The following is a 13,416-nucleotide window of genomic DNA, read 5'->3' as shown; positions in this document are numbered from 1 at the left end:
TTAGTGATGTAACTCACAATGTAACAATAAAATACGAGGTCTTTTTGTCAATGCTTTCTTTTACATATCTTATATATTTTTCAAGCACTTAGACAAGTCGGAAATATCAGTTATAAAATATCATTATTATTTTCATATATTGCTGTAACGTTTCTACTTAATATAAAGTATTTATGCAATTTCTCAAGTGTATTATTATCCTTACCTGAAACATGATGTCCTTTGCAGAGAGGAGGAAGATTGTGAAAAGTGCTAAGATAATTCTGGCATTCCCCTGTTTTGGAAATGATAATGTCTCATAAAATGCTAATAATTATAGATTAACATATTAATACCTCTTGAAATTATTCTTTACCCTGAAAGGGTTCTACTATAATAGCCATGGGTGAAACCCATGGGAAAAATAAACACAAAATATCCCCACCCCATCCCGTTTTCGGCAACGTCGAAAACGGGATGGGGTGGGGACTTCATGTGATTTTGAATCCATGGGTTAAAACCCATGGCTATTAGGCTTCGCCGTTATAATGCCCTTTCAGGGCACTTTAGCAGTCAGCTAATATTTTAATTTCGGGGGGGATGCGTGCTAAGATAATTAGCTTGACAGTTAATTAGGTAAAACTTATATTAACTATGAAGTTAATCAAAAGGGGATGAAATAATGAGCAGAAAGAGCTTTGCTCTGGTGGATTGCAATCAGTTTTATGTGTCCTGTGAACGGGCATTTCAGCCTAATCTCTGGGGTAAGCCTGTAGGGGTGCTTTCCAATAATGATGGCTGTATTGTGGCACTATCACCGGAATTGAAGGCATTGGGCGTGAAGCGGGGAGCGCCGGCTTTTAAGATCAAGCATCTGATGAACCGCTATGATGTGCATTTGTTTTCATCTAATTATGCTCTTTATGGCGATATGTCAGCACGGGTGATGAAGATATTATCCGATTACACACCGGAACTGGAGGTATATTCGATAGATGAGGCGTTTTTGAGTTTGGAGGATTTGAAGGTAGATAACTGGCTGGAATATGGGAGATCGATGCGTAAGCAGATAGCTCAATGGCTGGGGATGCCCGTATCAGTAGGTATCGCCCCCACAAAGACGCTTGCCAAGATAGCAAATCGGGTGGCAAAGAAATTTCCGGGTTATGGGGGAGTGTTTGATATTACAGATCATCCGCGTTTTGAAGATATTCTGAAGTGGGTGGAAGTAGGTGACATCTGGGGCGTGGGCTACCGTTATGCTGCCAGGCTTAATGAGCATGGGATCATGAATGCCTGGGATTTGAGCAAGGTGAATCAAAAATGGATCCAGCAGCAGATGACCATTGTGGGCCTAAGAACAGTGAAGGAATTAAATGGTATTTCCTGCATAGATATGGAGCTGGATATTATGCCTAAGAAGCAGATCATCTCTTCACGGTCATTTGGTCATCCGGTGGAGAAATTAAGTGAATTACTGGAAGCAACCGCAGATTATTGTCATGTAGCCACGCTGAAATTGCGTCATCAGCGCTCGCTTGCCAGTAATATCATGGTATATCTCACCACTAACCGTTTTCGGGATGAGCCGCAATATGCCAATTATGCTTCCAGCAAGCTGATTACACCATCTGCCTATACGCCGGATTTCATTCAGGCTGCCGATATTCTATTGCGTTCTATTTACCGCTCCGGCTATAAATACAAAAAGGTGGGGGTGATGATTAGCGATATTATTGCCGAGAAGATGGCACCGCTGGATTTTTTTGAGCCTGTGTATATTGATGATCACCGTAAGGTTGTGATGGACTGTGTGGATGGATTAAATGCCGTGTGGGGACAAGGGACGCTTGCCTATGCCGCCGCAGGGATAAATAAAGGCTGGCAGATGAAAAGAGAATTGCTCTCTCCCAATTACACCTCGAACTGGCAGCAATTGCTGAGTGTATCTGGTTAATCAAAAACAAAATAAGTAATTAATGTGTAAGATTTGCTTGACAGAAAAAGGAATAAAAGCGTGAATAAATGGGTTAAAAAAATATGATGATGGAGTAAGTAATGAAGGCAAAAAGTTGTATTATTAATGGAGACAGCAGTAAGTTGATGCAATATATTCCAGATGGATTCATTGATTTAATCATTACATCTCCACCTTATGCAGATCAAAGAAAGAAAACATATGGAGGAATTCATCCTGATAATTATGTAGAATGGTTTTTACCAATTAGTGAAGAGTTATTACGGGTATTAAAACCAGAAGGTTCTTTTGTACTGAATATCAAAGAAAAAGTATTGAATGGTGAACGTCATACTTATGTAATGGAATTAATATTAGCCATGCGAAAACAAGGGTGGCTGTGGACAGAAGAGTTTATCTGGCATAAAAAAAATTCTTATCCAGGTAAATGGCCTAATAGATTTCGGGATGGATGGGAAAGGTTACTGCAATTTAATAAAGAGAAAAAATTCAAAATGAACCAGGAAGCTGTAATGGTACCAGTTGGAGACTGGGCACAGAGTCGACTAAAAAAGATTAGTGAAACTGATAAAATTCGTGATAATTCTAAGGTTGGAAGTGGATTTGGAAAAAATATATCAAACTGGATTAATCGTAAATTAGTTTATCCTGATAATGTTCTCTATATGGCAACAGAATGTTATAATAGAAAGCATAGTGCAGCATTTCCAGAATCTCTGCCCGAATGGTTTATCAAATTATTTACTGATCCTAATGATTGGATTTTTGATCCATTTTTAGGATCAGGAACAACAAATTCTGTGGCAAGAAATTTAAATAGAAACAGCATAGGAATTGAACGTAATCCAGAATATTATAAAATAGCATTAGAAAGAGTTTTTAATATTTCTGATGAATCAATGAATGCGGATAAAACAAAATATAAGGAGCTCCATGAATCTGTCTCTGAACAGATTTTATTAAGATTATGATTAATATTACCGATTTGAATAGTTTTGTAGAAGAAAATGTAAGTTACTTTCATCAAAGACGATTGGAAGGATTTAAGAAATTAAAACTCCTTAATGTACTAAAACGTAAAAATCCGTATTTGTTTAAAGCAAAATATATGCAAACAGCATCGGATATCATTGAAGCAATATTAGATGCACATTTATCATCTCAAGAGGAGACTTTATTTGGTGAATTTTTGGAGAAACTGGCAATTTATGTGAATAGTAATGTTTATAATGGTTTTAAGTCAGCGGTTAAAGGTATAGATTTAGAATTTGAAAGGGACTGTATTCGTTATATAGTCTCAATTAAATCAGGCCCCAATTGGGGCAATAGTGGTCAGATAGCTAAAATGAAGGAAGACTTCAGATTAGCTACTAAAACACTGAGAACTTCTGGATCGAACCTTCATGTTATTGCTGTAAATGGATGTTGCTATGGTAGAACAGGCAAATATGATCATGGTGATTATTACAAGTACTGTGGCCAGAAGTTTTGGGAATTTATCAGTGGGGAAGAAGATTTTTATCTTAAAATTATTGAACCAGTGGGTTATAAAGCTAAGGAGAAAAATTCTGAGTTTATTGAGCAGTATTCTGGGATATTAAACTTATTTACAATGGAATTTGTTAGAGAATTCTGTTACAAATCAGGGGTAATAGATTGGGAAAAACTTACGAAATTTAACTCGTCTAAGTAATGACAATAAAAGTATTATCGTTAATGAATTTAAAATGATTTTGAAAATAGTCTAAATATAGGAGAATATATGAAGATACCGGGAATATTGATAAATATGATAGATAGCTTGTTTAAGCATAAGATAAATGAAATATTTGATAAATATCTTAATGATTATGGTAAATTTATCAATCATGAGCTTATTGTGGGAATTGATCCCAGGGTTGTGATGCTGTTTGCACTTGATGGTGAGAATGAAGAAATAAAAGTGGAATTATCAGAAATCGAAGTTATCAAGGAAACGGGAGAATATTATTTACAGATCGGTAAGATCAAAGTAAATAGAGAATGGATGCAAAAACTTGGTCAGGATTTTCTGGATGGGAAATATAATCATATTAGTGAGAACAGGATAAAATTACCGCACCATTCAGGGATACTCTTAAGCAAGGTTTTTTAGATCACGGGAGTTAAAGAGATGGATGATTTTGAGAAGAGCTGGCGTGATAAAATAAATTCTCAGAAAGAAGTATGCGAAAGCAGAAGATTGATAGACCTTCTGGCTGATGAATCTCAGAGCGAACTGGAATTCACAAAGAATCTGATCGAATTATTAAAAGAAGAGTTTGGCACTGAACAGTCAATAGATATTCTCTTGGGAGCAGCATGTCACTATCCTCATAGTGAATTAGCTGAGATCAGAAAGGAATATGCAGGTATTGGAAAATTAGAGGCAGCACATGAGATGCTGCAGAGAAAATTTGATACCTTTATTGAAAGCCTGTTACTTGAACAAAAAGATATAATTGCTGAGATAAAAAAAAGACATTGGGGTTTAGCTGGGCGATTAGAGGGGAATAGGATATTTGCTGCCAAGATCCCAAAGAGCGGTTATCTGAAGGAATATTTTCAGGAAACTGATCCAGAAAAGCGACGTTTGCTATATTGTCATTGCCCCAGAATCAGGCAATATCATGATAGATCAGAGATTGATGCTTTATATTGCTATTGTGGAGGGGGATTTTATCAGGATATCTGGGAGTATATTACAGGAAAAGAAGTGAAGGTAAAGCTACTCAAATCAATTATTAAAGGAGATGATCATTGCCTGTTTGAATTACTGATAACGGAAAATGATATTTAATGAATATGGATAAGATTAAAGAATATTTAACAGGTTTAAAATTGACTACTGCCCTGGATGTGGCAACCGGTAGAGGTGAATTCATAGAGATGATACGGTACCTGGCCGGAGATGGAATAAAGATAACCGGCGTGGATAACAACGATAGGATGCTGAAAATGGCAGCAGATAATGATCAGGAAGTAGAATTCGTGAAAGGGGATGCCTATTCCCTGGGTTTTTCAGATGAAAGCTTTGACCTGGTGTGCATGTCCAATTCTCTGCACCATTTTGAATTCCCGGAAAAAGTGATGAGCGAATTAAAGCGAATATTGCAACCGGAAGGATTGATCTTGATCCAGGAAATGGTGAGTGATGAAGATCAAACCAATGCTCAAAGGTCTCATATAAAACTTCATCATTACTGTGCATCTATTGATATGATCAAAGGTGTTTATCATGATATAACCTGGGAAGATAGTAAGCTGATCGGTTTTATAAAGAAGGAGTCATGTAAGATCGTGATGGATGCTGAGTATTCCTATTCTATGGAAGATGAATTTGACGCAAATTTACTTGAGAAGTATCTTAAGACAACAGATCATTATATTGATCTGGTTCAAGAAAACCCAAAATATGAAAGTATTAAAGACAGGGGAGAGAAGTTGAAGCAGTATTTGAGATCTAATGGTTTTGCCCCGGCTAGAGAGAAATTGTATCTGATCCGGAAATAATAAAAGCTGATCATAAAAATCAGCTTAAAATTTATGGGGTGGCTGAGGGGAGTTGAACCCCCGACTCCAAGAGCCACAATCTTGTACTCTAACCAACTGAGCTACAGCCACCATATAAAACTATATTGGCACGCCAAAAGGGACTCGAACCCCTGACCCCCGGATTAGAAATCCGGTGCTCTATCCAGCTGAGCTATTGGCGCGCGATGATTAAAAAATGGTAGCGGCACAGGGACTTGAACCCCGGACACTCGGATTATGATTCCGATGCTCTAACCATCTGAGCTATGCCGCCAAATTGGTAGCGAGGGGAGGATTTGAACCTCCGACCTTCGGGTTATGAGCCCGACGAGCTACCAGCCTGCTCCACCTCGCATCGTATTTTCCATAAATATTTGAACAGTAAATCATGTCAAGTCAAAAAACAATATTATGAGAACTATTTGACAGTAACAATTAATCACTTGATCAATATGTCTTCAATTACACTTTTAAATTGTTCCTTGCCAAGGGCTCCAACTGACATTTGGGGCTGAGAGTCCTGAGGGCAGAAAAGGATGGAAGGTATACTGCGAATACCAAACGCTGCAGCAAGTTCCTGCTGTTCTTCAGTATTGACTTTGTAGATATTGATCTTATCCTTATATTCTTCTGCCAGCTCTTCCATTACAGGGCCAACTATTTTACAGGGACCACACCAGTCGGCATAAAAATCAATAATACAAGGTAATTTACCAAGATATTTCCACTCTTTGCTATTCACGTAATCGTGAACTTTTTCTTGAAAAGACTCTTTTGTAAGATGTTCCATGAAACCTCCACTATGTTTCTTTTTTTAATTCTGTATCATTTTTAATACACTAATAGTATAATGGAAAAATTTAAAAAGCAAATTTGTCGTATTTAGGTGACAACAATAACATGCAAAAACATCGTAAAAAAGATATAAGTAAATAGAATAAATTAATAATTTGGAGAATATCAGGAGTAGATTTGACTAAATAAAGTAAATTAATAAAAGATATAGATTATGATATATAGATAGAATGAGTGGAATAGGGTAATTTAAATAAGCTATATGTTAATAATGAATATATTTCTTGACATAAAAAAATAGTTTTGTTTATATCCATGTTAGATTTAAAAATTAGGATGGAAACAAAATGAACAGACACAATGAGATTTTTAATGTAGAGGTTCCAGCAGGTAGAAGGACATATTTTTTTGATGTAAAGATCAACAGAGACAAGCAGAAATATCTTAAGATCACAGAATCAAAAAGAACAGAGCATGGATATGAACACAGACGAATAATGATATTCGAGGAACATTTTGAAGATTTTTTTGAGGGAATGGAAGTCATCAAGGAATATCTTTTGAGAGTTACTTCCACAGAAGAAAAAGAAAGCGTCCCCAAAGAGGACGCTTAAGATATATAACGATAATTAATCAATCAAATCTTGATATAAGGGAAATGCTGAGCAGAATATACTTACTTCTTCCTTAATTTGAGCAAGAATTTCTTCGTTGTTATAATTATCTCTGACTTTTTTGATAAATTGAGCGATTACCACCATTTCTTTTTCTTGCATACCACGTGTTGTAACTGCAGGAGAACCTAACCTGATCCCGGAAGCAACAAAAGGTTTACGGGTATCAAAGGGTACAGTGTTTTTATTTGCAGTAATACCAGCCAGATCAAGGGCACCTTCCATTTTCTTTCCGCTGGGACCTCCTGCTTCTTCTGAGCCAAGATCAATCAGCATAAGATGAGTATCAGTTCCACCGCTTACCAGATCAAATCCGTTAGCTATAAGAGCTTCCGCCAGGGCATTGGCATTCTTTACCACCTGCTGTTGATATGCTTTAAATTCGGGCTGTAAGGCTTCCTGAAAGGCTGCTGCTTTTGCTGCAATAATGTGCATCAGAGGACCACCCTGTATGCCGGGGAATACCTCTCTATCAATATCCCTGGCAAATTCATCTTTACAGAGAATAAGTCCACCGCGAGGTCCGCGTAATGTCTTATGTGTTGTAGAAGTAACTACGTCTGCATAAGGTACAGGATTCTGGTGCATGCCAGTAGCAACCAATCCCGCGATGTGAGCCATATCAACCATGAGCTTTGCTCCCACTTCATCAGCAATATCTCTAAATATAGCAAAATCAATTGATCGTGGGTAAGCACTGGCACCTGTAAGGATCAATTTCGGTTTGTGCTCCTGAGCCAGTTTACGGATATTATCATAATCAAACACCTGGGTCTTTTCATTAACCTGATAAGGAATGATATTATACATTTTGCCTGAGAAACTGAGTGGATGACCATGGGTGAGATGTCCACCATGAGATAATTCCAAAGAGAGAACTGTGTCTCCGGGATTCACCAGAGCAAAATAGGCTGCCATATTTGCCTGACTGCCACTGTGAGGCTGAACATTGGCATGTTCTGAACCAAAAAGTTCTTTCGCCCTTTCTATCGCGAGTCTTTCCACATCATCGATAAATTCACATCCGCCATAGTATCTGCCATATAACTTATAATTGATTGCGCCGGTTTTCTTACTCCAGCGATAGGGATATCCTTCTGCATATTTATTTGTGAGAACACTACCAGCAGCTTCCAATACAGCATTCGATACAAAATTCTCACTGGCGATCAGTTCCAGATTACCAGCTTGTCTTTTAACTTCATTTTGCATTGCGTTATAGAGTTCAGGATCTTGTTTTTTTATATACTTCATAAATTCCTCCTAAAATAATTTGGGCTAAATTTCTCTGGCAGAGATCTTATCAATTCGCTTCTGATGCCTGCCATTTTCGAATTCTGTATTCAGCCAGGCGTCAACAATTTTAATCGCAATATTCTCGTCAAGAAAACGTCCAGGCAAAGTTAGCATATTGGAGTCATTATGTTTTCTGGTGAGGATAGCAAATTCTTCACAGTGACAGAGGCTGGCTCTGATCCCCTTAACTTTATTGGCGACAATTGACATCCCGATCCCGGTTCCACAAATGAGGATACCACGTTCACATTCACCATCCCGAACAGCCATCGCAGCAGGGAATCCAGTGTCAGGATAATCCATACTTTCTTCATTAAAGCAGCCAAAATCAGTTACTTCATGCTCTTTAAGATACTTTTTTATAACTTCTTTAAGGGGAAAGCCGGCATGATCAGATGCTAAGGCAATTTTCATAGTATTATCCTAAGAACTCATCAGACAGGTAAATGCCATGGAGTATAACTTACTTTTTTCTGTGTCAACGCGGGAAGAAATAACTACTGGAGCTTGAGTTCCCACAATATATGTAGCAATTACTGCTCCGGCAAAATATGTTAAAGATTTAAAGAATACGTTACCAACTTCCAGGAATGGGAAAATAAGGCAGTCTGCATCACCTTTCACGCAGCTCTTAACGCCTTTCACCTTTACGCTTTCAGGATCAATAGCCAGGTCGATTGCCAGAGGTCCGTCAATATCTGCATTCTTGATCAAGCCCTGCTCACCCATTTTGGAAATGATCAGGGCATCAACAGTTTCCTTGATCTTGGGATTAGCTTTTTCCGAAAAGGAAATTATGGCAACTTTTGGTCTTTTGATTCCGATTTTTCGGGCAGTTTCAATCACATAGTTGGTCATGGCAATTTTCTGATCTATATTGGGTCTGGGGATAAAAGCTGCATCCGAGAAGATCAAAAGCTTGCGGTGGGTGGGAATTTCAGCAATTGAGACATGAGAAAGGATAGCACCAGGGATCATCAACCCGTCTTCTTTATCCAGTATACACCTGGTAAGTTTATCTGTGGAAATCAGTCCTTTCATAAGAACATCACCTTTACCGGCTTTGATCAGGGCAATCGCTTTTTTGGCAGCCATTAAATCATCAGTTTCGTGAATGATCTCAAATATGGCGGGGTCAATATCATTTTGTTTACAGATATCTTTGATGATCGCTTCATCACCCACAAGTGTAACCTCGGCAAAATTAAGAGCAATTGTGTCTTTTACTGCCAGAATTGTGGTTTCATCATTAGCAGAAGCAACCACAATCCTCTTCTTAGGCTTAGATTTTAAAAGCCTAATAATATCCTCCAGCTTTTTGATTGGCATAGATTCCTCCATAAATACTTTTTTTCGAGAATAATTCAGGACTAATCATGTCAAGCAATAATGCGTTTAACAAGGGATTATTTCATAATAGGCAAAATGTTTTATAAGTACTTCAGAAGGTGGATAGGAGACAAAAAAACTCCAGTAGCATATTTTTACTACTGGAGCACTAAATATATAAATTATACTGAATCAGTTTTAGGAGGTTTTACTACAATTGCAAGTATAGCAGAAATGAGACATGCAACTCCTGCAATAATAAAAGGAGTACTCCAGGCTCCTACACCAATTCCGGATTGACCGGCGATATCTTTAAAATATCCTGCAACTTGTGGTCCTGCAATACCTGCAATACCATACGCCAGGAAAACCCAACCATAATTTGGTCCCAGGTTTTTCAAACCAAAGAAATCTGATGTAATGGCAGGAAAGAGTGCAAAGTTACCACCAAAATTGAATCCAATAAGGCTGGCACCAATGATCAATCCTGTTTTTGTTCCACCAACTTTCATGAAAAACAACATCATTAATCCCTGAATAAGGAACATTAAAAAGAGAGAAAGCTTTCTACCAATTTTATCTGACACAGTTCCCCAAATAATTCTTCCCAAGCCATTGAATATAGCATATGAAGCCATTGCAGTACCAGCAATAATTCCTGCTGATTTAGCGTTATCAACAAATCCACTTGCCTGCAAGGCATCTACACCAAATAGACGAATGCAATATATCACCATTAGTCCAGCAAGAGCTGAACCAATAAACATAAGAAGCAACATATAATACTGTGGTGTTTTTAACATCTGCTTACTGCTATAATCAATACTTTTAGCAGCAGCTCCTTTCGCAGAACTATCCTGTTTCCAACCTTTAGGTTTATAACCTTTAGGAGGATCAACCATTACAATACTTCCTATAAGAACAACAATTAGGAATACTATACCATATATAATAAACACACTTTGTACACCAGGCAGACCAAATAAACTTGTTGTATTAAGAAGTCCTCCAAACCAACTGCCAGCAAGTTTTACCCATAATGTTGCACCAAATCCAAAACCGGCAACACCTAAACCTGCGATCATTCCTTTTTTGTCTGGAAACCATTTAAGCCCAACCGCAATTGGCACTACATATGCTATACCAATACCTGCTCCACCGATAAGTCCGATACAGATAAATTGAGCAATAAATGAACTTCCAAAAAATCCTCCCAATATGTATCCGGCACCAAGGACAATTCCACCTAGCATTGTCGCTTTTCTTGGTTCCTTTTTTGCCCACGGGCCAACCAGAACCATTACTAAAGCGAAGGCTGCTAAACCTGCAGAAAATACCCAGGCTGCCTGAGTTGCTGTGAAACCATATTCTCCACCTGCTGAAATTGCTAAAGTAATTTTCTTAGTAAACACAGACCAGGCATATATCGCACCCAGACATAGCTGGATTATGATAGCGCCAAGAACTACGAGATTCCTGTTCATTACTTTCTTTTCTGTCATTTCGACTCCTTATACTTATTCTTATACTAAGAAAAGCCGGAAAAGTTTTCACTGATCCGGCTTTATTATATTTAGAAATTACTTGAGCAGTTTACGTTCTTTGATCAGGCTTTCAACTACACTTGGATCTGCAAGAGTTGTGATATCTCCCAGGTTGTCAGTGCTCTTTTCAGCGATCTTACGAAGGATACGACGCATGATCTTTCCAGAACGTGTTTTTGGTAATGCTGGAGCCCACTGAATTGCTTCAGGGGTAGCAATTGGTCCTATCTCGCTGCGTACATGCTTGATAAGTACTTTCTTTAATTCGTCAGTTGGTTCCACATTGTTTACCAGAGTTACGTAAGCATAGAGTCCCTGTCCCTTAATATCATGGGGGATAGGAGTTACTGCTGCTTCTGCAACTGCTGGATGGCTTACCAGTGCACTTTCCACTTCTGCAGTTCCAATTCTATGTCCGGAAACATTTACCACATCATCAACTCTTCCCAGCAGCCAGTAATCACCATCTTCATCTATTTTGCAGCCATCTCCAGCAAAATAGATATCATTGAACATGACAAAATATGTGTCGATAAATCTTTCATGATCGCCCCACATGGTTCTCATCATTCCTGGCCATGGTTTTCTGATGCAAAGCTTTCCACCTTCATTCACGTCACATTCAGTTGCATCGTCTCTTAAGATCACAGGATCTACTCCAAGGAAAGCTCTGGAGGCACTTCCTGGTTTAAGTGTGTGTGCACCTGGGAGAGGAGTGATCATAAATCCGCCAGTCTCTGTCTGCCACCATGTATCTACGATAGGGCAATTGCCATGTCCTATCTTTTCATAATACCACATCCAGGCTTCTGGATTGATAGGTTCTCCAACTGAACCCAGTATTCTTAGAGAATCAAGTTTATATTTCTTAGTCCATTCATCACCAAGCCTCATCAGAGCTCTGATCGCTGTAGGTGCTGTATAGAATACAGTAATTTTGTACTTATCAACTATCTGCCAGAAACGTCCGGCATCCGGATAAGTAGGAACACCTTCAAACATTACTGAAGTTGAACCATTTGCCAGAGGACCATATACAATATAACTATGTCCTGTTACCCAGCCAATATCTGCTGTACACCAGTAAACATCATCATCATGAATATTAAATACATATTTATGAGTGAGAGCAGTATGCAACAGGTAGCCGGCAGTAGTATGAACAACACCCTTTGGCTTTCCTGTAGAACCGGAAGTATAAAGTATGAAAAGCATATCTTCAGCTTTCATGGGTACTGCTTCGCAAACAACATCTACTTTTGCCATTTCATCATGATACCAGAAATCTCTTCCTGCTTCCATGTGACATGGTTCATCATTTACTTTGATCACGATAACGCTTTCAATTGTAGGAGTTTCTTTCAGAGCTTGGTCAGAGATGTCTTTTAATCTGATATATTTTCCTGCTCTGCGGGAAATATTTGCTGTGATCAGCATTTTGCAATCAGAGTCATTAACTCTGCCCTTGATAGCATCAGCACTGAAGCCACCAAAGATTATAGAATGTATAGCACCGATTCTGGTACAGGCAAGCATTGTGACAGCCAGCTCTGGTACCATTGGCATATAAATGGCTACTCTGTCGCCTTTTGTGATACCTTTTGATTTAAGCACGTTGGCAAATTTGCAAACTTCTGCATGTAATTCTTCATAGGTGTATTTTACCACGTCTTCTTCATTTTCACCCTGCCAGATAATTGCTGTTTTCTTAGCAATTGGAGTGCCTAAATGTCTGTCAAGACAGTTATAGCTGACATTCATTTCTCCATCTTCAAACCAGGTGTGCTCAATTTTTCTACCGGCTGTATCCCAGTTATACTTCAAAGCTACTGTTGGTTGCTTGAACCAATGCAGAGTTTTAGCCTGTTCCATCCAGAATTCATCTGGTTGGTTAACTGATTTTTCCCACATCTCTTTATATTGTGCGTCTGAAGATATGTAGGCGTTTTTCTGGAGTTTCTCGGGTGGAGGGAATGTTCTTCCCTTACTTTTTTTTAAAGTGCTAATTACTTTGTCTTCTGCCATTTTGGAACTTTCTCCTTCATTTTAAAATTTATTAGCCACTATTTCCTTAGAGTCATTTATTCAAGTCAAGTACTTTTTTCCCAATTATAACTATACTCCCTTATAATGCTCAATAGAAAATATTTTCTACTCGTTTTATCCGATTTGATTCAATTAATATTCAACATATTTTTATTAAAATATAAAATGTGAATAATGAGAAGATGTGAAGAGGTGAAGAGGGGAAGGGGGGAAGGGGGGAAGG

General features: G+C 38.2%; 13 protein-coding genes and 4 tRNA genes. 7 read left to right on the top strand and 10 right to left on the bottom strand.

Going from position 1 to position 13,416, the window contains the following annotated elements; translation table 11 throughout:
- Window positions 1-661 precede the first annotated feature (661 nt).
- The 6 genes from RAO94_08490 (at window position 662) to RAO94_08465 (ending at window position 5,488) form a co-directional block, all read left to right on the top strand.
- Complete coding sequence (locus RAO94_08490) at window positions 662-1,936, top strand: Y-family DNA polymerase (protein ID MDP8322372.1); 1,275 nt, start codon at window positions 662-664, stop codon at window positions 1,934-1,936.
- A gap of 101 nt (window positions 1,937-2,037) precedes the next feature.
- Complete coding sequence (locus tag RAO94_08485) at window positions 2,038-2,928, top strand: site-specific DNA-methyltransferase (GenBank protein ID MDP8322371.1); 891 nt, start codon at window positions 2,038-2,040, stop codon at window positions 2,926-2,928.
- A complete protein-coding gene (locus tag RAO94_08480; protein ID MDP8322370.1) occupies window positions 2,925-3,650 on the top strand; it encodes a PmeII family type II restriction endonuclease in 726 nt (241 codons plus the stop codon). Before RAO94_08485 ends, RAO94_08480 begins: the two co-directional genes overlap by 4 nt.
- Before the next feature lie 69 nt (window positions 3,651-3,719).
- Window positions 3,720-4,091 carry a hypothetical protein gene (locus tag RAO94_08475; GenBank protein ID MDP8322369.1) on the top strand — a complete coding sequence of 124 codons (372 nt, stop codon included), beginning with the start codon at window positions 3,720-3,722 and terminating at the stop codon, window positions 4,089-4,091.
- A gap of 18 nt (window positions 4,092-4,109) precedes the next feature.
- Complete coding sequence (locus RAO94_08470; GenBank protein ID MDP8322368.1) at window positions 4,110-4,775, top strand: DUF6144 family protein; 666 nt, start codon at window positions 4,110-4,112, stop codon at window positions 4,773-4,775.
- 5 nt (window positions 4,776-4,780) lie between these two features.
- A complete protein-coding gene (locus RAO94_08465) occupies window positions 4,781-5,488 on the top strand; it encodes a class I SAM-dependent methyltransferase (GenBank protein MDP8322367.1) in 708 nt (235 codons plus the stop codon).
- Between the two features lie 34 nt (window positions 5,489-5,522).
- On the opposite strand, the gene RAO94_08460 is transcribed toward RAO94_08465, so the two are convergent.
- The 5 genes from RAO94_08460 to trxA all read right to left on the bottom strand — a co-directional run bounded on the left by RAO94_08460 (window position 5,523) and on the right by trxA (window position 6,299).
- Window positions 5,523-5,599: transfer RNA gene (locus RAO94_08460), tRNA-His, on the bottom strand.
- A 15-nt stretch (window positions 5,600-5,614) separates the two neighbouring features.
- A tRNA-Arg gene (locus tag RAO94_08455) sits at window positions 5,615-5,691 on the bottom strand.
- A 15-nt stretch (window positions 5,692-5,706) separates the two neighbouring features.
- Window positions 5,707-5,783, bottom strand: a tRNA-Met gene (locus RAO94_08450).
- A 4-nt stretch (window positions 5,784-5,787) separates the two neighbouring features.
- Window positions 5,788-5,864, bottom strand: a tRNA-Met gene (locus RAO94_08445).
- Window positions 5,865-5,948: 84 nt separating this feature from the next.
- Complete coding sequence (gene trxA, locus RAO94_08440; GenBank protein ID MDP8322366.1) at window positions 5,949-6,299, bottom strand: thioredoxin; 351 nt, start codon at window positions 6,297-6,299, stop codon at window positions 5,949-5,951.
- A gap of 352 nt (window positions 6,300-6,651) precedes the next feature.
- Here trxA and RAO94_08435 point away from each other — a divergent pair, with 352 nt between their 5' ends.
- On the top strand, window positions 6,652-6,918 hold the full coding sequence (locus RAO94_08435; GenBank protein ID MDP8322365.1) for a DUF3276 family protein: 267 nt from the start codon (window positions 6,652-6,654) through the stop codon (window positions 6,916-6,918).
- A 15-nt stretch (window positions 6,919-6,933) separates the two neighbouring features.
- On the opposite strand, the gene glyA is transcribed toward RAO94_08435, so the two are convergent.
- The 5 genes from glyA to acs all read right to left on the bottom strand — a co-directional run bounded on the left by glyA (window position 6,934) and on the right by acs (window position 13,172).
- Window positions 6,934-8,232, bottom strand: a complete 1,299-nt coding sequence (gene glyA, locus RAO94_08430; protein ID MDP8322364.1) for a serine hydroxymethyltransferase — start codon at window positions 8,230-8,232, stop codon at window positions 6,934-6,936.
- Window positions 8,233-8,256: 24 nt separating this feature from the next.
- On the bottom strand, window positions 8,257-8,688 hold the full coding sequence (gene rpiB / locus RAO94_08425; protein MDP8322363.1) for a ribose 5-phosphate isomerase B: 432 nt from the start codon (window positions 8,686-8,688) through the stop codon (window positions 8,257-8,259).
- Between the two features lie 9 nt (window positions 8,689-8,697).
- Window positions 8,698-9,603: a phosphate acyltransferase gene (locus RAO94_08420; protein ID MDP8322362.1), complete on the bottom strand. Its 906-nt coding sequence runs from the start codon at window positions 9,601-9,603 to the stop codon at window positions 8,698-8,700.
- Window positions 9,604-9,785: 182 nt separating this feature from the next.
- Window positions 9,786-11,105 carry an OFA family MFS transporter gene (locus RAO94_08415; GenBank protein MDP8322361.1) on the bottom strand — a complete coding sequence of 440 codons (1,320 nt, stop codon included), beginning with the start codon at window positions 11,103-11,105 and terminating at the stop codon, window positions 9,786-9,788.
- A 78-nt stretch (window positions 11,106-11,183) separates the two neighbouring features.
- Window positions 11,184-13,172 (bottom strand): acetate--CoA ligase, encoded by a 1,989-nt coding sequence (gene acs, locus RAO94_08410; GenBank protein ID MDP8322360.1) that lies wholly within the window; start codon window positions 13,170-13,172, stop codon window positions 11,184-11,186.
- Between the last annotated feature and the right edge of the window lie 244 nt (window positions 13,173-13,416).

Source organism: Candidatus Stygibacter australis (assembly GCA_030765845.1).
GTDB classification, from domain to species: Bacteria; Cloacimonadota; Cloacimonadia; order Cloacimonadales; family TCS61; genus Stygibacter; species Stygibacter australis.
Note: the sequence above shows the minus strand (reverse complement) of the source record. Positions and strands in the feature narration are given on the sequence as shown.

What these genes read in the sequence shown, in the direction of transcription:
- RAO94_08490 (MDP8322372.1), top strand. Translation starts at nt 662, where the DNA reads ATGAGCAGAAAGAGCTTTGCTCTGGTGGATTGCAATCAGTTTTATGTG.
- RAO94_08485 (MDP8322371.1), top strand. Translation starts at nt 2,038, where the DNA reads ATGAAGGCAAAAAGTTGTATTATTAATGGAGACAGCAGTAAGTTGATG.
- RAO94_08480 (MDP8322370.1), top strand. Translation starts at nt 2,925, where the DNA reads ATGATTAATATTACCGATTTGAATAGTTTTGTAGAAGAAAATGTAAGT.
- RAO94_08475 (MDP8322369.1), top strand. Translation starts at nt 3,720, where the DNA reads ATGAAGATACCGGGAATATTGATAAATATGATAGATAGCTTGTTTAAG.
- RAO94_08470 (MDP8322368.1), top strand. Translation starts at nt 4,110, where the DNA reads ATGGATGATTTTGAGAAGAGCTGGCGTGATAAAATAAATTCTCAGAAA.
- RAO94_08465 (MDP8322367.1), top strand. Translation starts at nt 4,781, where the DNA reads ATGGATAAGATTAAAGAATATTTAACAGGTTTAAAATTGACTACTGCC.
- trxA (MDP8322366.1), bottom strand. Translation starts at nt 6,299, where the DNA reads ATGGAACATCTTACAAAAGAGTCTTTTCAAGAAAAAGTTCACGATTAC.
- RAO94_08435 (MDP8322365.1), top strand. Translation starts at nt 6,652, where the DNA reads ATGAACAGACACAATGAGATTTTTAATGTAGAGGTTCCAGCAGGTAGA.
- glyA (MDP8322364.1), bottom strand. Translation starts at nt 8,232, where the DNA reads ATGAAGTATATAAAAAAACAAGATCCTGAACTCTATAACGCAATGCAA.
- rpiB (MDP8322363.1), bottom strand. Translation starts at nt 8,688, where the DNA reads ATGAAAATTGCCTTAGCATCTGATCATGCCGGCTTTCCCCTTAAAGAA.
- RAO94_08420 (MDP8322362.1), bottom strand. Translation starts at nt 9,603, where the DNA reads ATGCCAATCAAAAAGCTGGAGGATATTATTAGGCTTTTAAAATCTAAG.
- RAO94_08415 (MDP8322361.1), bottom strand. Translation starts at nt 11,105, where the DNA reads ATGACAGAAAAGAAAGTAATGAACAGGAATCTCGTAGTTCTTGGCGCT.
- acs (MDP8322360.1), bottom strand. Translation starts at nt 13,172, where the DNA reads ATGGCAGAAGACAAAGTAATTAGCACTTTAAAAAAAAGTAAGGGAAGA.